General features: G+C 63.8%; 14 protein-coding genes and 1 other RNA gene. 9 read left to right on the top strand and 6 right to left on the bottom strand.

What is annotated here, in order from left to right; all coding sequences use genetic code 11:
• Positions 1 to 220: 220 nt before the first annotated feature.
• Positions 221 to 1,924, top strand: a complete 1,704-nt coding sequence (locus tag DYST_RS12445; protein WP_239945953.1) for a dipeptidyl-peptidase 3 family protein — start codon at positions 221 to 223, stop codon at positions 1,922 to 1,924.
• A gap of 67 nt (positions 1,925 to 1,991) precedes the next feature.
• On the opposite strand, the gene DYST_RS12440 is transcribed toward DYST_RS12445, so the two are convergent.
• Together DYST_RS12440 and DYST_RS12435 are read right to left on the bottom strand one after the other, a co-directional pair.
• Positions 1,992 to 3,875, bottom strand: coding sequence for an aspartyl protease family protein (locus DYST_RS12440; RefSeq protein WP_239945952.1), 1,884 nt, complete (start codon positions 3,873 to 3,875; stop codon positions 1,992 to 1,994).
• A gap of 52 nt (positions 3,876 to 3,927) precedes the next feature.
• On the bottom strand, positions 3,928 to 4,743 hold the full coding sequence (locus DYST_RS12435; RefSeq protein ID WP_239945951.1) for a helix-turn-helix transcriptional regulator: 816 nt from the start codon (positions 4,741 to 4,743) through the stop codon (positions 3,928 to 3,930).
• A 114-nt stretch (positions 4,744 to 4,857) separates the two neighbouring features.
• Here DYST_RS12435 and DYST_RS12430 point away from each other — a divergent pair.
• A non-coding RNA gene (locus DYST_RS12430) (sX9 sRNA) lies at positions 4,858 to 4,935 on the top strand.
• Between the two features lie 14 nt (positions 4,936 to 4,949).
• On the opposite strand, the gene DYST_RS12425 is transcribed toward DYST_RS12430, so the two are convergent.
• Both DYST_RS12425 and hemH read right to left on the bottom strand, forming a co-directional pair.
• A complete protein-coding gene (locus DYST_RS12425) occupies positions 4,950 to 5,807 on the bottom strand; it encodes an alpha/beta fold hydrolase (RefSeq protein ID WP_239945950.1) in 858 nt (285 codons plus the stop codon).
• Positions 5,804 to 6,868 (bottom strand): ferrochelatase, encoded by a 1,065-nt coding sequence (gene hemH, locus DYST_RS12420; RefSeq protein WP_239952107.1) that lies wholly within the window; start codon positions 6,866 to 6,868, stop codon positions 5,804 to 5,806. Before hemH ends, DYST_RS12425 begins: the two co-directional genes overlap by 4 nt.
• Positions 6,869 to 6,976: 108 nt before the next feature.
• Between hemH and DYST_RS12415 the strand changes: the two genes are divergently transcribed.
• From DYST_RS12415 to DYST_RS12395, 5 genes are all read left to right on the top strand, one after another.
• Positions 6,977 to 7,666 carry a lipid-binding SYLF domain-containing protein gene (locus DYST_RS12415; RefSeq protein ID WP_239945949.1) on the top strand — a complete coding sequence of 230 codons (690 nt, stop codon included), beginning with the start codon at positions 6,977 to 6,979 and terminating at the stop codon, positions 7,664 to 7,666.
• A 66-nt stretch (positions 7,667 to 7,732) separates the two neighbouring features.
• Positions 7,733 to 7,960: a Sec-independent protein translocase subunit TatA gene (gene tatA, locus DYST_RS12410; protein WP_102300886.1), complete on the top strand. Its 228-nt coding sequence runs from the start codon at positions 7,733 to 7,735 to the stop codon at positions 7,958 to 7,960.
• A gap of 15 nt (positions 7,961 to 7,975) precedes the next feature.
• Positions 7,976 to 8,365 carry a Sec-independent protein translocase protein TatB gene (gene tatB / locus DYST_RS12405; protein ID WP_239945948.1) on the top strand — a complete coding sequence of 130 codons (390 nt, stop codon included), beginning with the start codon at positions 7,976 to 7,978 and terminating at the stop codon, positions 8,363 to 8,365.
• A complete protein-coding gene (gene tatC / locus DYST_RS12400; protein WP_239945947.1) occupies positions 8,352 to 9,116 on the top strand; it encodes a twin-arginine translocase subunit TatC in 765 nt (254 codons plus the stop codon). Before tatB ends, tatC begins: the two co-directional genes overlap by 14 nt.
• On the top strand, positions 9,113 to 9,586 hold the full coding sequence (locus DYST_RS12395; protein WP_102300889.1) for a cupin domain-containing protein: 474 nt from the start codon (positions 9,113 to 9,115) through the stop codon (positions 9,584 to 9,586). Before tatC ends, DYST_RS12395 begins: the two co-directional genes overlap by 4 nt.
• Before the next feature lie 1,117 nt (positions 9,587 to 10,703).
• On the opposite strand, the gene DYST_RS12390 is transcribed toward DYST_RS12395, so the two are convergent.
• Together DYST_RS12390 and DYST_RS12385 are read right to left on the bottom strand one after the other, a co-directional pair.
• Positions 10,704 to 12,077 (bottom strand): S41 family peptidase, encoded by a 1,374-nt coding sequence (locus DYST_RS12390; RefSeq protein ID WP_102300890.1) that lies wholly within the window; start codon positions 12,075 to 12,077, stop codon positions 10,704 to 10,706.
• Between the two features lie 138 nt (positions 12,078 to 12,215).
• Positions 12,216 to 13,430 carry a murein hydrolase activator EnvC family protein gene (locus tag DYST_RS12385; RefSeq protein WP_239945946.1) on the bottom strand — a complete coding sequence of 405 codons (1,215 nt, stop codon included), beginning with the start codon at positions 13,428 to 13,430 and terminating at the stop codon, positions 12,216 to 12,218.
• A 377-nt stretch (positions 13,431 to 13,807) separates the two neighbouring features.
• Between DYST_RS12385 and gltB the strand changes: the two genes are divergently transcribed.
• Positions 13,808 to 18,253, top strand: a complete 4,446-nt coding sequence (gene gltB, locus DYST_RS12380) for a glutamate synthase large subunit (RefSeq protein WP_239945945.1) — start codon at positions 13,808 to 13,810, stop codon at positions 18,251 to 18,253.
• Positions 18,250 to 19,689, top strand: a complete 1,440-nt coding sequence (locus DYST_RS12375) for an FAD-dependent oxidoreductase (RefSeq protein ID WP_102300892.1) — start codon at positions 18,250 to 18,252, stop codon at positions 19,687 to 19,689. Before gltB ends, DYST_RS12375 begins: the two co-directional genes overlap by 4 nt.
• Positions 19,690 to 19,696: the final 7 nt, after the last annotated feature.

Genomic DNA, 19,696 nt, shown 5'->3' with positions numbered 1-19,696 from the left:
CGGAAGGTCAAAAGCGAAAGCGGACGGCTCGTGCAGCTTCGCTGCACATCGCATCGCTGCGGGTCGCGGTAGCGTGACAAACAGGCGATACGGAAACGGGACCCCTGGTTCTCACCAGGAAGACAGCGAAGCAAAAGGCCGCGCCAGCGTACCAATGTACCCCCACCGCGCTCCGTACCCCTCGCGCTACCATGGGGTTTTCCTTCGCCGAGAAATGCCCATGCGCCGCCATCTCCTCGCCCTGAGCCTCATCGCCGTTCTGGCTGGCTGCAGTTCCCACGACAGCAATGCGCCGGCCGCGCAGGCTTCTGCCCCGGCGCCTGCCAGCACGGCACCCGCCGTGCCGCCGCCGTCTACCGATGAGGACATCGCCGCGCAGCGCATGGCGAACTATGCGTCGATAAAACTCACTGCTGACCTGTCCAGTTTCGATGACAAGCAGAAGCAGATGATTGCGTTGCTGATCGAAGCGGCGGACGTTACTAACGACATCTATTGGCAGCAGTCGTGGGGCGATAAGGCCGCGTTGATGGCGCGTATCCCCGACGAGGTCACGCGTCGTTTTGCCGAGATCAACTACGGCCCGTGGGATCGCCTGGACAATGACCAGCCGTTTGTTGCCGGTGTTGGTCCGCGCCCGGCGGGGGCGCAGTTCTACCCGGCCGACATGACCAAGGAAGAGTTCGACAAGGCCGATCTCAAGGACAAAGCAGGCCTCTATACGCTGCTGCGTCGTGACGCGCAGAACCAACTGGTGACCGTGCCCTATCACGAGGCCTATAAGGCTGATCTGGAACGCGCTGCTGGCTTGCTGCGTCAGGCGGCGGATTTGTCAGCGGACAAGGAGTTCGCGGGTTATCTGAAGAAGCGTGCCGACGCGCTGCTGAGTGACGATTACCGTCCCAGCGATTTCGCGTGGATGTCGATGAAGAACAACCCCGTCGACATCGTGATCGGCCCCATCGAGACCTACGAAGACCAGTTGTTCGGCTACAAGGCTAGTTACGAAAGCTACGTGCTGGTGAAGGATCAGGCGTGGAGTGCCAAGCTTGCCCGCTTCGCCAAGTACCTGCCGGATCTGCAGCGCGAGCTGCCGGTGGATGACAAGTACAAGGCCGAGAAGCCCGGTTCCGACGCTGACCTCAACGCTTACTTTGCTGTGTATTACGCCGGCGACGCCAACGTTGGCGCCAAGACCATCGCCATCAATCTTCCCAATGACGAGGAAGTGCAGCTCAAGAAGGGCACGCGCCGCTTGCAGCTGGAGAACGTGATGCAGGCTAAGTTCGACAAGATCATGTTGCCCATCGCGAAGGAGCTGATCGCGAACGACCAGCAATCGCACCTCACCTTTGATGCGTTCTTCGAGAACACCATGTTCCACGAAGTCGCGCATGGCCTGGGCATCAAGAACACGCTCGACGGCAAGGGCATGGTGCGCACGGCATTGAAGGATCAGGCCTCGAGTTTCGAGGAGGGCAAGGCCGACATCCTGGGCCTCTACATGGTCACTAAGCTGGCCGACAAGGGCGAGCTGGATAAGTCCAAGTTGATGGACAACTACGTCACCTTCCTCGCCGGCATTTTGCGTTCGGTGCGCTTCGGCGCCAGCGATGCGCACGCCAAGGCGAACATGGTGCGCTTCAACTTCTTCCAGCAGCAGGGCGCATTCACTCGCGACCCCGCGACCGGGCGTTACCGCGTCGACTTCGACAAGATGACGGCGGCAATGAACGCACTCTCCGCCAAGCTGCTCACCATCCAGGGTGACGGCGACTACGACGCAGCCAAGAAGCTCACCGATAGCATGGGCAACGTCGATGCGACGCTCGCCGGCGATCTCAAGCGACTGGATCAGGCGAAGATCCCGGTGGACATCACGTTCGAGCAGGGGACCGATGTATTGGGCCTCACGAAGCCCTAAGGTATGCGTTGACCGATGGCGAACCGGAGTCACGGTTCGCCATCGACCGTCGTGATTCAAATGCGCTTCAGCGCGGTGCGATGTCCCGCAGTCGCATGGTCAGGATACGGCCGTCAGCGAGTGTGAGTGACAAGGGCGCACCTTCTTCGCGGTGATTCACCTCATCGCGAAGATCGTAGCTGCTGATCTCCGCGGCGGGTTTGCCATTGACGGCCACGATCTCGTCGCCTTGCTTCAAGCCAGCCGCTGCCGCGGGGCTGTCAGGTACCACCCAGCTTACTTTCAGCCGATCGCGCTGCTCGGCGCTCCGGTTGGCACGCAGGCCTGCCGTCGCGTACTGCCAATGTGAGGCAACCCCACGCGGCTGCAGATACATGCGTTGGCGGCGGTAGTCGAAATGCACGGTAAAGCGCGCCAGTACATCCTGGCCGATATTTCCCGCTTCGGTGGGGTTGCCTGTCGCGCCCGCGTCGGGCGGCGTCAACTGGGCCAGTGCGGGGCTCACGTGCTGGTCGCCAAGTTGCAATGAGCGCGCATGCGAGAAGCGCGACACGAAACTTCCACCCACGCCCCCGCCGGATACGGGGACACCTTTGAGGTAGCGCGTCGCTAGGCCTTCGCGTTCTGCCCATTGCGGGAACATCAGTGTGTAACCCGAGTTGCCGGTGTCGACGCCGAACATGCCCTGCTTGCCATCCAGGGATGCAGATACCAAGGGCATATCGTCTGTAAAGCGTAGCGTTACTGGCGAACCTTCGCCCTCTGCGGGTGCCTGGCCGTGATCAAAGGGCTGCAGTATCAATTGCTGTTTGTCGTAGTCGAAGGTCACGGCGAAGCGCTCGAAGATCTCCAGTCCAAGAATGCCGGCGATGGGTTCGCGCGTGCCCCGCTCATAGAATGAGTACGGGTAAGGCATCACCAGAAAGGTCAAATCCTTGACGTCGGCGTCGCCGATGGTGAGGTGTTGCACCTGGGTGTACGCGGTTGTCATCGAGCCCGGGCCCGAGCCGGTGCTGACACCTTTACCCGTACTGGTGAGGCCAAGTTTCTTCGCCGCATCATCGGTGAGAATCGCGTGGCCACCCGTGTCCAGTATGAAAGGCATCGGGCCTTTCCCGTTGATACTGACGTGGATCAGCAGGGCGCCGCCCTCCAACTGCATGGGACTGACTGCGCGACTTGCACCGTGCAGCATGCTCACATCGTGCACCGTGCCGTCAGGCCGTTGCAGTGCTTGCGCCGGGACGGCGGGTAGCGCTTGGTAGCGTTCCACCGTTTCCTGCTCGTCTCCATCCTGGGTGCCGCTGTTGGTGGTCGCCGACGTACGGACATCAAAGGGAAGCTGCAGTCCGGTCACGTCGCGATAGTCGCTATAGCGCTGGGTCACCGTCAGGAAGGAGCTGTTCCACATTGCGCGATCAAGCCGATGCGTGGCCGAGTCGATCCATAAGGTGATGCTCCGGCCGCCATGGGGTGTCGCTTCGAGGCGGATATAGCGGCGGTCGTTCTCGTAGGCATCGGGGAGGGGATTGAAGTGAGTGTCGTCGGTGCGCAGGAAACCGAAGCGGCGTAGCCAACTCTCGCTGATCGCGACAGCCTTCGCTTCATCCGAATCGTAGGGATGCACCAGACCGGAGATGTCTTGATGCCAGCGGCCAGCGTCGTCGTAACCGTCCGCGCTGGCAAACACGGCGTTGCGCTGACGGCTTGCGTAATAGCCCGTGCGCAAGTCGACCGCCGTATGCAGTTCGCCGGTCAGGCCATCGCTGGTTTGCTTGCCATCTAACAGCAGCGAGCCGACGGCGTTCCAATGGTCGCCACCGTAGGCCTGGCGAAGTTCCTGCAGTGATGCGGTTGCATCGCCGCCGGTGGAGGCCGCCATGGCCAGTGCCGGGAACAGGCCAAGGCAAGCCAACGCCAGGCCATGGATGCGGGAAGTGGAGAGTGGCATGTGATGGCTCCGTGGGGTTGGGTGCCATGGTGCCGGGGCGCCTGGGCCCGATCTAGGATGCCATTGACGGAACGGGACGCGATTTGCAGTTCTGTCGAAATTCGCGCGGCGTCAAGCCGGTCGCGCGGCGGAACACGCGTGCGAAGTGGCTCTGATCGCTGAAGCCGGTGCTGGCGGCGATCTCGGCGATGGAGTAGTGGCTGTCAGTCAACGCTTCCCGCGCAAGCGCGATGCGCAATCCACGCTGGTACTCGCCGACCGAGACACCTTTGGCTCGCTGGAAACTGCGCGCCAGATGCGCGGGATGCACGCCCGCCAGCGCGGCCAGTTCATGCAGGGACGGCGCGGCAAGTGGATCGTCGTGCAAGCGCTCGAGCACACGTTGCAACCACGCAGGACGACGTTCGTCGCCAGCGCGGCAGGCGAGGGCGACGAGCTCCAGTACGGCGGAATGGAGCGCCAGTGCGGCGGCGTCATCTGTCGCGCGCAATTCGCGCTCGATGCGTGCGAGCAGGCGGTCTGCATCCGGCAGGCGTAGCGGACGGTGATCGCCCAACAGGCGTGTCACGCCATTGCTCGCCGGTTCGCCGAGAAAAATGCTGATACAACGTGCACCCGACGGACCGAAGCGGTTCGCATGCCGGTGCCCTTGCGGATGTGTCAGCAGCAGGCCTGGCTGACACTCCAGTTCGTCGTTGCCCGACTGTTGTGTGTAGCCGCCTGCAGCAACCAGGCATAGATACGCCTCGTCATGCTCATGCCAAGGCAACGCGCTGTCGCCTGCGTAAGGCGTCGCAGAGACCTGCAAGCTGCCCAGTTGCCGTAGTTGCTCGGGCTGGCCGTAGTTGGCGCGCTGTAGATGTCGCATGGCGACAGTCTAGGCCGCCTGGGCGTAGGAGCATGTGCCGTCGGTCAGGCTAAGAGCCGCCAACAAAACTACTGCGCGACCGTCAGGTGGGCGCGGTCGGTGCTCGGAATCCTCATGTACGTACAAGTACACTCCGGTTTCCTGCGCGCCGCCCACGCCCACCTGACGGCCGCTCGCTACGTTTTGTTAGCGACTCTAAAGGTGATTCAGCCTGTGCGGCTATCCAGATGCGCATTCGCCCACGCGGCGACGGCATCCGGGTGCTCGAGGTGCAGATGATGGCCACCTTCCATGTGCGTCATGGCGAGGTCACCCACGCAATCGGCACGCTCGCGCATGCGCAGTCCGGGCAGATAAGGTGTATCCGGTTGTGCGAGCAGCAGCGCCGTTGGCGCTTCGATGCCACGCAACAAGGCGTGTACTTGCGTTTCTGCGAGCCGGACGGAGGAGGGGCGGTTGACCCGCGCGTCGCTGCGCCAGTGCCAGCCGTGTTCGGTCTTGCGTAGGCCGCGCTCCACGATGGGGCGTGCCTGGTCGGCCGGTAGGCCACTGGCCATGGTGCGGGCGCTGATGGCCATGTCGATGGTCGGGAACGCGCGCAACGAGCGCCCAGTAGCCGAGCTCGCCATGGCATCGCGGAAATGACGCAGCGTGTGGTGGCCGTCATCCGCGATGGGGCCGAGGCCTTCGATGAGCAATAGGCGGTCGATGCGTTTCGGCTGGGCGGCAGCCACCAGCGATGCGATGCCAGCGCCCAGCGAATGACCCATCAAGTGGAAACGTTCCAGTCCCAGTGCATCGATAGCGCCGAGCACCGAGCGCACGTAGTCCACGAAGTGATAGGACATCCCGGGTGGCAGGTGGTCGGAGTGGCCGTGGCCCGGCAGCTCCAGTGCGATCACCTGCCAGCGCTCGGCCAGCAGCGGCGCGAGGCGCGCGTAGCTCCACGCATTGTCGAGCCATCCGTGCAGCGCCAGCAGCGGCGGTGCACTCTCGTCGCCCCATACCTGCGCGCTCAGGCGCAAGTGCGACAGACGCACCTCGCGTTCGACCGGACCGCTCATTGCGCGGCACCGGCGCGTGGTGTGAATTCCTTCCAGCCGCCCGCATGACGCATGACCAGCGCCGCGAGGCTGTCGACCTGCACGGGCGAGTCGTTCAACGCGGGGATATAGCGCAACTCATCGCCGCCGGCCTCGCGGAAGAAGTCGTGGTTCTGCATGGCGATCTCTTCCAGCGTCTCCAGGCAGTCGACTGCGAAGCCGGGGCAGGCCACGTCCAGTGTCCGCACGCCGTTCGCAGCCAGCTCGCGCACGGTGGCGTCGGTATAAGGCTGCAGCCACGGCTCGCGTCCTACGCGGGACTGGAAGCTCAGCAGCAATTGCGACTCGTCGAGACCCAGCCGTTCGCGCAGCGCACGCGTGGTGGCCTGGCATTGTTCGAGATACGGGTCACCTTCGCGCACGTAACGTTCGGGAATGCCGTGGAAAGAGAGCAGCAGCTTGTCGCCACGTCCGTGCGATGCCCACCATTGTTCGATGCTGCGCGCGAGCGCTTCGATGTGCCCCGCATCGCCGTGGTAGTCGTTGATCAGGCGCAGCTCCGGCGGCCAGCGCAGCGATTGCATGGCCTCGGCGACGGCATCGATCACCGAGCCGGTCGACGTGGCCGAATATTGCGGATACAGCGGCAACACCAGCAAACGGCGCACACCCTCGCGCTGCAGTCGTTCAATCTGCGCGGGGACGGACGGTTGACCGTAACGCATCGCCAACGCCACGCGCACAGGCTCGTTGCAGGCCTCGGACAGTTTCTCCTGCAGGCGTGCCGCGAGTGCCTCGCTGCCTACGCGCAGCGGCGAGCCTTGCGGTGTCCATATGCGTTGGTACGCATGCGCGGAGCGGGCAGGGCGCACGCGCAGAATCACGCCGTGCAGGATCAGCCACCACAGCCATCGCGGATAGTCGATCACGCGCGGATCGCCCAGGAACTCGGCGAGATAGGGTCGAACGGCGCTGGCGGTGGGCGCTTCCGGTGTGCCGAGGTTCACCAAGAGCACTGCAGCCTGAACGGGCTGGTCACGGGATGGGCCGGCGACGCCGGTATAGTCATGGCTGCGTGGCATCGTGGCACTGACGGTGAGAACCGCTGCAGAGTCTGCCACAAGCCTCCGGCCTCGCCGTGGCGAGTATCGCCGCAGGCCGTCACACCGAATATCTGCACAGGAGTCGTCATGATCAAAACGTCGCTGCATCGCCTGCTGCTCGCTGCCCTGGTCCTGCTGGTACCGGCCATGGCTGCCCACGCAGAGGATCCGCCGCTGGTACGCGCCCAGAACGCCGTGCGCGTGTTGCACGACATCATGGATGCGCCGGACAAGTCGATCCCGACCGACCTGCTGAAGGAAGCCAAGGCCATCGCCGTGATCCCCGACCTGCTCAAGGTGGGCTTCGTGTTCGGTGGGCGCCGTGGTGAGGGCTTGATTTCGGTCAAGGGTGCAGACGGCACCTGGTCCAACCCCAGCTTTATCACCATGACCGGCGGCAGCGTGGGCTTCCAGGCCGGCGCCTCGTCCACCGACGTAATCCTGGTGTTCCGCACCCAGCGCGGTGTGGATAGCATCGTCAACGGCAAATTCACGCTAGGCGCAGACGCCGCCGCCGCGGCCGGCCCGGTGGGCCGTACCGCCCAGGCGTCCACCGACAGCGACTTCAAGGCCGAGATCTACTCCTATTCCCGCTCGCGCGGCCTGTTCGCAGGCGTGGCCCTGGACGGCTCCGCCTTGCGCATCGACTACGACGCCAACGAGGCCATCTACGGCAAGGGCATCACCCCGCGCCGCATCTTCGAGGGCGGCGTGAGCAATGTTCCGGGACCGGTGGTCGATTTCAGGGATCGCCTTGAGGAGTACACTCAGCGATGATGTGGAGCGGCGGCGCGGCAGCGTGACAGTTTCGTTCCGTCGCTTTCCTTCCTGAGGTCCCTTTTCATGAGCATCACCCATCTACTTATTCTGCTGGTCGTGGTCGTGCTGATCTTTGGCACCAAGAAGCTGCGCAACATCGGTTCCGACCTGGGCGGCGCCGTGCGCGACTTCAAGAAGGGCCTGGATGGCGACGAGGCGTCAAAGTCCGCTGATCCGGGCGAGCGCCTGCATGCCGATCCGCCGCCGGCCAGCACGCAGAACCAGAGCCAGCACGAAACCGAACAGAAGTAATCGGGTCGTATCGGCATGATCGAGATCAGCTTCGGCAAGCTGGTATTGCTCGCGCTTATTGCGCTGATTGTGCTCGGCCCGGAAAAGCTCCCGCACGCAGCGCGTACGGCGGGCGTATTCATGCGTCGCATCCGCACCGGCTGGGACAGCGTACGCGCTGAAGTGGAGCGCGAGCTGCAGGTGGAAGAAATCCGCCGTCAGGCCAAGGAAGCCGCATCGCGCGCCGAAGCCGCGCAGGCCGAGCTGGACGAGACGCTGCGCAAGATGCGCCCCTCTGGCGTGCCGTCGAGCCCGGCGCCGCCGACCGCAGAGCCGGCATTAGTTGCGGAGATCGCTCCGGAGACGGCTGTCGCTGCCACCGCCGACGCCACCCCGATCAAGGAAGTCCCGCATGGCGGCGCCTGAACTCGACGGTCCCGAGTCCGATCTGGAACAGGGTCTGTTTTCGCACCTGATCGAGCTGCGCTCGCGCTTGATGCGAGCCATCGTCACTGTGCTTATCGTGCTCGCCGTGCTCATGCCCTTCGCCAACCGCCTTTATGCAGAGTTGGCCGCGCCGTTGGTGGCACGCCTGCCGCAAGGGGCACATCTCATCGCGACCGAGGTAGCCAGTCCGTTCGTCACGCCGCTGAAGCTGGCGTTCTACGTGGCGCTGTTAATCAGCATGCCGATGATCGTCTATCAGCTGTGGGCCTTCGTGAGCCCCGGCCTGTACCGGAATGAAAAACGCCTCGCCCGCCCGCTGCTGGTGGCGGCGCTGTTCCTGTTCTACCTCGGCTGCGCGTTCGCGTACTTTCTGGTGATGCCGGCGGCTTTCCGTTTCCTCACGGCGGTAACGCCGGAGGGCGTGGAGATGATGACCGACATCACGCATTACCTCGACTTCGTGATGCTGATGTTCTTCGCCTTCGGCCTGTGCTTCGAGGTGCCGGTGGCAGTAGTGATCCTCGCTGCGATTGGCGTGGTGAACCTGGAGCAACTTCGCAATTCCCGCCGCTACGCCATCGTGGGTGCCTTCGCCATCGCGGCCTTCATCACGCCACCCGACATCACCTCGATGATCATGCTGGCCATTCCCATGTGCCTGCTCTACGAGCTCGGTCTGTTGGCGGTGCGCTGGCTGATCAACCCGTCCAAGACTGATAAGACCGTATGAGCGACACGGCCGCCCGCATCGAGGAACTGAAAACCTCGCTGCGGTTGCAGCCGCACGTCGAAGGTGGCCACTACCATCGCTTCCATCCGCCCAAGGGCGCGGACGGCGGCGAGCGCCATGCGATGAGCGCTATCCACTATTTACTCGAAGCAGGGCAGTCCAGCAGCTGGCATCGTGTGGATGCTGAAGAAGCCTGGCATTTCGTCGAAGGCGCGCCGCTGGAGTTGCTGATCTATCACTCCGCAACGAACCGGTTGGAGCGTTGCACGCTTGGGCCTCTGCACGACTGCATGCAATCGGTGACGGTGGTGCCTGCGGGGGCGTGGCAGGCGGCGCGGCCGTTGGGGGCTTATGCGTTGGCCACCTGTTTGGTGGCGCCGGGGTTTGAGTACGAGGGGTTTGAGTTGTTGGGGCGGGAGGATCCGCTGGCGGGGCATTTGGCGGGGTTGGTGCCGGAGATCGGGTTTTAGTTTTGGTTACCGCTGGCGCTTTTGCTCCTTCGCCCCTTCGCCCCTTTGGGGAGAGGGTTGGATGCTCGCCTCACTGTTTCATCTTTAGTCGTCATCCCGGCGTACCCCACAAAAGGGGGCAAGGGCCGGGCTCCAGAGCCTCTGTGTTTGGTTTTAGCGATATAGCGACCTGGCTCGCCTGCGGCGGGCTTCCGAACTGCTGCCGCAGTCCGGGTCACTTTTCTTTGCTTGCCCAAGAAAAGTAACCCGAAGAAAGGGCCCCCCGGATGAGTCGCCTTCCGGGCTTTGCCCTCCAGGTACGCGTGCGGGTTCCGGGCTTTTCGACGGGGCTCCTGCCCCGGCGAAAAGGAATCGGCATCCGTGCCGATTCCCCTGCGGGCCTTTTCTCCACCCGCCCGCCGCCTCATACGGGGCCCTGGAAGATCAAAAGCAACAAGCCCACGGCTCGTGCAGCTTTGCTGCACATCGCATCGCCGCAGGTGGCGTTGTTCCTGCTCTAGCGCGCAAAGTCAGGGCGGAAGAGAGAGACGATGCCGCTAGGTAACGAGTTCTCCACAGCGGTGGGGAAGCCTAGCGCGAGCTCTATCTAGCCCCAGTCTGGGAAAACGTAGCAAAGCCCGCTTCAATTCCTCTCCGCGTCAGCGCGATGTGCAGCGAAGCAGCACGAGCCGTGGGCTCGGCGCTTTTGACCTTCGGGCCCCCTGTGCGGCGGTGAGGGGTGGACGAAAAGGCCCGCAGGGGGGATCGGCATGGATGCCGATTCCTTTTCGCCAGGGCAGGAGCCCTGTCGAAAAGCCCGGCCGCCCCTCACGAACTGGCCGGCTTTATCGGCCAGCGCCAAGTGGGGGTGCCCTTTCTTTGGGTTACTTTTCTTCGGGCAAGCAAAGAAAAGTGACTCGGCCTCCGGTAGGAGGTCGAAAGCCCGCCGCAGGCGAGCCAGATTGCCGTAGCGCGACAATCCCACGAAAAGTCACTGGATCCCTGCCTTCGCAGGGATGACGACAAAGATGAAATGCTGAGGCGAGCACCCACCCCTCACCCCAACCCTCTCCCCGTAGGGGAGAGGGAGAAAAGCGTGGGTGTTCCGTGTACTCCGGAGTTACCAGGTACTAGCCAATCAATGCTTAGTCGGCGCCGCCGCCGGAACAGCATACGTCGACCGATTCAACGCCAACCCCTTCAACACATTCAACGCCTGCGACAACGCGTAATCCTGCGTCGCCAGCTTGGCATTCTCCGCGCTGCCATCGTTGTCGATGTCTTTGCCCTTCGACGTCCCATCCTCGTTGGCAAGGTGGTTCGGCAGGTCGGCTTCGGAGCTGACCAGGGAGGGGGCGCTGTCCGCCTTGTTCACCGCGAGATCGGCGAGGGCGATGTCGGGCTTGATGCCTTCGGCCTGGATGGAGGTGCCGTTGGGTGTGTAGTAGCGCGCGGTGGTGATCTTCACCGCGTGGTCGTTGTCCAGTGGCAGCACGGTCTGCACCACGCCTTTGCCGAAGGTGCGGCGACCGACGATCAGTGCGCGATGGTTGTCTTTCAGCGCACCGGAAACGATCTCGGCTGCCGACGCGGTGCCGTTGTCGACCAGTACCACCATCGGCGCGCCATTGAGCAGATCGCCTGCGTGCGCTTCGAAGCTGAGGTTGGAATCCTGCAGGCGGCCGCGCGTGGTGACGATGGTGCCGGAGTTGAGGAAGTCATCACTCACGCCGACGGCGGCGGTGAGCAGGCCGCCAGGGTTGGAGCGCAGGTCGAGGATGGCGCCCTTTTGCGGGCCGTTCTTGCGGATCAGTTCGCCGAGCTTCTTCTCCAGGTCAGGTGCGGTGTCGTCCTGGAACTGGCTGATGCGGATATAGGCGTAGCCGGGTTCGATCTCGCGCGTCTTTACACTGGTGACGGAGATCTTCTCGCGCACCAGCGGCATGTCGATGGGCTTGTCGCTCTTCTCGTGCAGGATGGTAAGCGTGACCTTGCTGCCCGGGTCGCCGCGCAATGCCTTGAACATGTCGTCGATGTTTTCCGGCTCCACCGTCTTGCCATCGATCTTCACGATGGTGTCGCCCGGCTTGATGCCGGCGCGCGAGGCGGGGGTGTCGTCGATAGGGGCGATGATGCGTAGCGTGCCATCCACCTGCAGCACTTCAATGCCGAGGCCGCCGTACTGGCCGGTGGTGTCTTCGCTGAGTTCCGCCAGACCGTCCTTGTCGAGATATTCGCTATGGGGGTCCAGGCCGCTGAGCATGCCGCTGATGGCGGCCTTCATCAGGGTCTTGTTGTCCACCGGTTCCACGTAAGCCTGGCGGACGATCTCGTAGACGCGGCTGAAGTTGCGCACGTCGTCCAGGTCCACCTGGTCAGGCACGGACGAGGCCGAGGCCGGCGAGGCACCAGTGGTCGGCTTGGCGCCTTGGCTGGTGGTCGGCGCGGTCTGCGCCTGCGCCAGCGGCGCCGCCAGCAGCAGAACGGCCAGGCTCAAGGTGGAAAACCGCATGGATGGGGGACTCCGGTGAAGCTTGTGGGGGCGGCCCGGCGGCGGGACCACATGGCCGTTCGACCGCCGGATGTCGCCAAAATTCAATACGCTACAGAGATTAGCGTGCGACGCTGCGTAGCTGGCGTCAATGTCGGATTAACCCTTTTTACCCAGCCATGTGCGCGGGTCCACAGGCGAGTTGTTCTGCCGCAGCTCGAAATACACGCCGGTATTGACCCCGGTGGGGGCAGAGGCGGTGCCGACGGCCTCGCCAGCGCTGACCTGATCGCCCACGCCGTGCAGGATCGTCTCGTTGTTGCCGTACATGCTCATCCAGCCGCTGCCATGGCTGACGATGACCAGCATGCCGTAGCCGCGCAGGAAGGCGGCATAGACCACCCGCCCGGAGGCTACCGCCTTCACCTCGCTACCGCCTGGCGCCTTGATAAGCACGCCGGCGCCATAGGTGTTGACCGGGCCAGGCGCGGGCCAGGGCAAGTTACCGCGGATATTCGCCAAGCCCTTGCCTGCCGGCGGTGCGGCCTTGCCTTCATTCGCCTTGGCGGCGCGCTCGGCCTCACGGGCGGCCTCGTCGATGGCCTTCTGCAGTGTGGCCACCAGCGAGTTCAGCGAGGCCTCGTTCTGCTTCAGTGCGGCCAGTTTGCTGGCCTGGTCCTTGTACTGGGCGTCGGTGTCGGCCACCAGCTTGGCTTGGCTAGAGCGCTGCTGTTCCAGCGCCTTGGCCTGCGTCGCGCGTTCGGCGCGCGCCGTCTGCAGGGCCTGCTGCTGGGCGGTGATCTGCGTTTCCAGATCCTGCAGGTGGGCGAGGTCGCCCATCAGCTTCTGCACGCGGGCCACGCGGTCTTCCTGGAAATACTTGGAGTAGGCGAGCGCCTGGGCGATGCGGGCCACGTCGTCGTCACCCATCAGCAGTCGCAGGTCGGAGCCCCGCCCCAGCGCGTAGGTGGCGCGCAGCAGGTCGGCGATGGCAGCACGCTGACCTTCCAGATTCTTCTGCAACTCGGCGCGCTGGGCCTCCAGATCGCTCAGCTCTTTCTGCTTGGTGGCCAGCTGGGTGTCGGTGTCGCGCACGGCCCTGGCGGCGCCGGCCACGGCATTGGCCTGCTTGGCTAGCTCGGCGGTGGCGCTGTCGCGCTTGGAGGCGGTCTCGGCCTGTTCCTTGGCCAGTGCCTCCATCTTGCTACGTACGTCCGAGAGCTTCTTCTGGGCATCGACTTGCTCAGCCTTGTCGGACTTGGCCTTGTTGTCCTGCAGCGCCCAGGCAGATGGGGTCGCCGTGCCGAGGGCAAGGACGAGGACGCCGGTGATGGCGCAGACGAGGGGGCGGGCACGGAGGACTGGTATGGGCATCGGCTGATTATCACAGAGCGCCGTGATGGCGCGCGAGCCGGGCAACGCCGCCCACGAGTCCCGGTCATGTGCTCTTCATCGCAACGCTGATGCGATCACTGGTATGCCCTGTGCGATGCAAGTCATACGCGCTGTGTCGATCGATGGCGCGCATGCCTGCCATCACCACGGATCGACGCGTCGCGCACCGCATCGCGATATTTGTCTCGCGAGACAAGAAAACACTTCCATTTGAAACTTTCATTTAGACGTAAAGATGTCTTTGACGCGACGCACCAAACTGTGCTTTAGTCAAACCCACACTATGGATGCGTGACAGCGGCGCCTTCGGCTCCGTTGGGACGACGTGTCTCCCACCATCGGCCTGGGGAGGCGAGATGGCGCAAGCAGGTCCGGCGACGCTTTACGACGTTGCGTTCGAGCACGACAGCTGCGGTTTTGGTCTGGTGGCACAGATCGACGGCCGAGCGAGCGCATGGGTAGTGGATACCGCGTTCGATGCGCTAGCCAAACTTTCCCACCGCGGTGGTGTGAACGCAGATGGCGTGAGCGGCGACGGCTGCGGCGTGCTCTTTCATCGCCCACTGGGTTGGTTGAAAGCACTGGCCGACGACGCAGGCATTGCGGTGGGCGAGCGCTTTGCCGCTGGCGTGGTGTTCCTTGATCCCCATGGTGGCGATGCAGCCGTGTCGGCACTGGAACATCATCTGCGCGAGGAAGGCCTGCACGTGGCTGGCTGGCGCGAGGTGGCCGTGAATGCCGAGGCGTGCGGTCCGCTTGCAGCCGCAGCGAAACCCCATGTGCGCCAGATCTTTGTGGAGCCTGCGTCGTCGATGGACGATGGCGTATTCGAACGCGCCTTGTTCCGCGCGCGTCGGCGCGCCGAAACCGCGCTGGTAAATGACGAACATTTCTATGTGGTCACGCTGTCCGCGCAGGTCATCGGTTACAAGGCGATGGCTGCCCCCGGACGGCTGCGAGAGGCATTTTCTGATCTCGCGCATCCGGCGTTGAGCGCCGATGCGGTGGTGTTCCATCAACGCTTCTCCACCAACACCACGCCGCAGTGGCGTCTGGCGCAACCGTTCCGCTTGCTGGCGCACAACGGCGAGATCAACACTATCCGCGCCAATCGCCGCTGGATGCAGTCGCGCGAATCGATCCTGCATTCGCCGTTGTTGGATCTGACCGACATTGGGCCACTGGTTCGCCAGACGGGCTCGGATTCGGAAAGCCTCGACAACGCGCTGGAAGTGTTGATCGCCGGCGGTCTGGATCTTTTGACCGCCATGCGCGTACTCGTGCCGCCCGCCTTCGCCGCGCGCGAGGGGATCGACGAAGACCTTGCCGCGTTCTACGAGTACTACGCGCTGCATTGCGAGCCGTGGGACGGCCCGGCGGGTCTGGTGATGTGCGACGGCCATTACGCCGCCTGCACGCTGGATCGCAACGGCCTGCGCCCCGCGCGCTGGGCATTGTCGGCGGACAACCACCTCATCGTCGCCTCCGAAGCCGGTCTATGGGACGTGCCATCGTCGCAGGTCGTCGCCAAGGGACGCCTCGCGCCGGGCGAGATGATCGCGGTGGACCTGAAGCAACATCGCCTGCTGCGCGATGCCGACATCGACGACATCAATCGCCAGCGCGCGCCGTTCCGCGATTGGCTGCGTGCCGGCGTGAGCTATCTGGAATCGGATCTAATCGATCCGTCGCTTGCCGCCGAGCCGCTGCCGACAGAAGAACTGCGTCGCTACCAGAAGCTCTATGGCCTCTCACGCGAAGAGCGCGAAACCGTGCTCAAGGCGATGGTGGAGCTGGAACAGGAAGCCACGGGCTCCATGGGTGACGACACGCCCATTGCCGCCATGTCGCGTCAGGTGCGCCCGCTCTTCGACCGATTCCGCCAGGGCTTCGCCCAGGTCACCAATCCGCCGATCGATCCGCTGCGCGAAAAGCTGGTGATGTCGTTGGTGACGCAGATCGGTCCGGAGTCGAACGTGTTCGACCTCACGCCGGAGAACGCGAAGCAGATCCTGATCAACTCACCTGTGCTCTCGCAACGCAAGCTGCGCCAGTTGCTGGCGCTTCCGCAGTATGCGGGCACGCCACGCTTCGATCTGATGTACGCGCCGGAAGAGGGACTGGAGGCTGCGCTTCACCGTCTCTGCCGTGAGGTGGAGAAGGCGGTGCGCGAGGGTTGCCAGTTGGTGTTCCTCAGCGATCGTTATCCGCAGAAGGGTCTGCTACCCATCCATTCGCTGTTGGCGGTTGGGGCGGTGCACGCACACCTGATCGACCAGGCGTTGCGATGTCAATGCAACATCCTGGTGGAAACGGCGACGCCACGCGATCCGCACCAGTTCGCCTGCTTGCTAGGCTTCGGTGCCACCGCGATCTATCCATGGCTGGCCTACCAGAGCCTGTTCGAGCTGGGGCGCGAAGGCCATATCGACAGCGACCGTTTCGAGATCGGTCGCAGTTACCGCCGCGGCATCCGCAAGGGTCTGATGAAGATCCTGTCGAAGATGGGCATCTCAACGGTGGCGGGTTATCGCGGTGCGCAGTTGTTCGAGATCGTGGGCCTTGCGCCAGAGGTAGTGGAGCTCTGCTTCCCCGGTACGCCCTCGCGCGTTGGCGGCGCGGGCTTCGCTGAACTCGAGCATGACCAGCAGGTGCTCGCCGCGGAGGCATGGAGCGACGCCTCGCCATTGCGCGCCGGTGGCCTCTATAAGTTTGTGTACGGTGGCGAATACCACATGTACAACCCGGACGTGATTGGCACGTTGCAGAAGGCTGTACGCACGGGCAGCCCAGCCGACTATCGCGCCTACGCAAATTTTGTCGACCATCGCCCGCCGTCGGCGCTGCGCGACCTGCTGTCGCCGCGCCCATTGGGCGAGGCACTGCCCATCGAAGAAGTCGAATCAGCCGAAAGCATCCTGCGTCGCTTCGACTCGGCCGGCATGTCGCTGGGTGCGCTGTCGCCCGAGGCGCACGAAGCGCTCGCCATTGCCATGAATCGCCTCGGTGCGCGCAGTAACTCTGGCGAAGGCGGTGAAGACCCCGCGCGCTACGGCACCGAAAAGATGTCCAAGATCAAGCAGGTCGCTTCGGGCCGCTTCGGTGTCACGCCGCAATACCTGGTCAACGCCGAAGTGCTGCAGATCAAAATTGCGCAAGGCGCCAAGCCGGGTGAGGGTGGTCAGCTACCAGGCCACAAGGTAGACAGCACCATTGCGCGGCTGCGCTACGCCAAGCCCGGTATCGGCCTGATCTCACCGCCGCCGCATCACGACATTTACTCGATCGAAGATCTCGCTGAGTTGATTCACGACCTCAAGGAAGTGAATCCTGAGGCGTTGATTTCAGTGAAGCTGGTCAGCCACGCAGGCGTGGGCACCGTGGCGGCAGGCGTGGTGAAGGCGGGTGCTGATCTGATCACCGTCAGCGGCCACGATGGCGGCACCGGCGCGAGCCCGCTCACCTCCATCAAATACGCGGGTACGCCGTGGGAATTGGGTCTGGCCGAAACGCAGCAGACGCTGCGCCGCAACGATTTGCGTGGTCGTGTGCGCCTGCAGACCGATGGTGGTTTGAAGACCGGGCTCGATGTGATCAAGGCGGCGATGCTCGGCGCGGAGAGTTTTGGATTCGGCACGGGGCCGATGGTGGCGCTGGGCTGCAAGTACCTGCGCATCTGCCACCTCAACAATTGCGCCACCGGCGTTGCCACGCAGCACCCCGTGCTGCGCAAGGAGCACTTCACCGGCCTGCCCGAGATGGTGATGAACTACTTCGGCTTTGTCGCCGAAGACGTGCGCGCGCATCTGGCCAAGCTGGGGGTGCGTAGCCTGAGCGAGATCATCGGCCGCGCCGACCTGCTGGAACAGGTGGATGGCACCACGCCCGTCCAGCACAAACTGGATCTCGCGCCACTGCTCGGCCATGGCACCCTGGGATCGAGCGTTGACTTTGCCTGTACGTTGCCACGCAATCCGATGCGCGACGAAGCGGCGTTGGCGACGCGTATCGATGAGGCCACGCGCGGCGCGATCATCGATCGTACCGGTGGTGAGTTCGCGTTCGATATCCTCAACACGGATCGCGCCATCGGTGCGCGTCTGTCAGGTGAAGTGGCACGCCGTTATGGCGACCACGGCATGGATCTGAAGCCCATCCAGCTCAAACTGAGCGGAGCGGCCGGCCAAAGCCTGGGCGCGTGGAACGCAGGCGGCGTGCACATCGACCTTATCGGTGAAGCAAACGACGGCGTCGGCAAGGGTATGGCGGGCGGTCGCATCGTGGTGCGTCCGCCGGCGGATTCGCCGTTCGCCAGCCAGGACGCGTCCATCATCGGCAACACCTGCTTGTATGGCGCCACCGACGGCGAGCTGTTCGCCGCAGGGCGCGCGGGTGAACGCTTCGCCGTGCGCAATTCCGGCGCGCTGGCGGTGGTGGAGGGCGCTGGCGATCACTGCTGCGAATACATGACCGGCGGCGTTGTCGCCGTGCTCGGCAAGGTAGGCCTCAACTTCGGCGCGGGCATGACGGGCGGCTTCGCCTACGTGCTGGATATCGAACGCACCTTCGTGGACTGCTACAACCACGAGTTGGTGGACATCCTGCGCATCTCGCCCGAGGGCATGGAGCACTACATGCAGCACCTGCGCGGATTGGTGGCACGGCATGTCGAGCTGACGGGCAGCGACTGGGGTCGCCGCATCCTCGCGGACTTCCGCGGTCTGCAATACAAGTTCTGGCTGGTGAAACCGAAGGCGGCAAGCTTGGCTGCGCTCGCTGATGAACTGAGGAGTGCGGCATGAGCGACAAGACGTTTCAATTCCTCAACGTCCAGAGACAGACACCGCGTACCGTGCCCGTGTCCATTCGCGTGCTTGGCTACGGCGAGATTTCCGGCGACTTCGGCTCGGAGCAGGCAGGTACGCAGGCGGAGCGTTGCATCGATTGCGGTAACCCGTACTGCGAGCATGCCTGCCCGGTGCACAACTACATCCCGAACTGGCTGAAGCTGGTGCAGGAAGGCCGCCTGATGGAAGCGGCCACACTGATGCACGAAACCAATCCGCTGCCGGAGATCTGTGGCCGCGTGTGCCCGCAGGATCGTCTGTGCGAAGGCTCCTGTACGCTGGAGCAGACCGCGTTCGGTGCGGTGACCATCGGTAGCATCGAGCGCTGGGTGACGGACGAAGCGTTGCGCCAGGGCTGGCAGCCCGATCTTTCCGCCGTGCACGAGACCGGCAAGCGCGTCGCCATTATCGGTGCGGGACCAGCCGGTCTGTCTTGTGCTGATCGTCTGCGCCGCGCCGGCATCGCAGCGGATGTGTATGACAGTCAGAGTGAGATTGGCGGCCTACTGACCTTCGGCATTCCGCCGTTCAAGCTGGACAAGGGCGTGGTGCGCACGCGGCGCCAGTTGCTGGAAGGCATGGGCGTACGGTTCCTACTTAACCGCCATGTGGGGCGTGACATCGAATTCGGCCAGTTGCTGGACGAGTACGATGCGGTGTTCGTGGGCACGGGTGCCTATACCTATGTCGACGCGCAGTTGCCGGGACGTGAACTGCACGGCGTGCATGACGCGCTGCCTTTCCTTATTGGCAATACCGAACGCCTGTTGCGCGACGAGTCGCCGTCGCCGGCCTTCGACTTCCGCGGCAAGCACGTGGTGGTACTCGGTGGCGGTGACACAGGCATGGACTGCAACCGCACGGCGATCCGCCTTGGCGCCGCTAGCGTCACCTGCGTCTATCGTCGTGACGAGGCGAACATGCCGGGCTCGGCACGCGAGGTGAACTACAGCCGCGAGGAAGGCGTGAACTTCCTGTTCCAGCGCCAGCCGCTTGAGATCCTCGGCGGCTCGCGCAGCAACGTGCGCGGCGTGCGCGTGGTGGAGACGGCACTCGTGGACGATGGCACGGGGCGGCTCCGCCCGCAGAACGTGCCCGGCTCCGAATACGTGATCGATGCGGACGTGGTCATCCAGTCGTTTGGCTTCCTGCCGAGCCCGCCGGATTGGCTGCGCTCGCATGGTGTGGCGCTGGACAAGTCCGGTCGCGTCATTACTGGAGCTGGCGGCGCGCTACCGCACCAGACCAGCCATCCGCAGATCTTCGCGGGTGGTGACAATGTACGCGGCGCCGATCTAGTGGTTCGCGCCGTGTATGACGGTCGCGAAGCTGCGGGTTCGATCGTGCGCTTGTTGCAGACGGCTGATGCGGTATCGCTTGCGCACGCCTGACGCGATC

Source organism: Dyella terrae (genome assembly GCF_022394535.1).
GTDB lineage: Bacteria > Pseudomonadota > Gammaproteobacteria > Xanthomonadales > Rhodanobacteraceae > Dyella.
The sequence above is the reverse complement of the archived record's forward strand: the minus strand, read 5'-3'. Positions and strand labels throughout refer to the sequence as shown.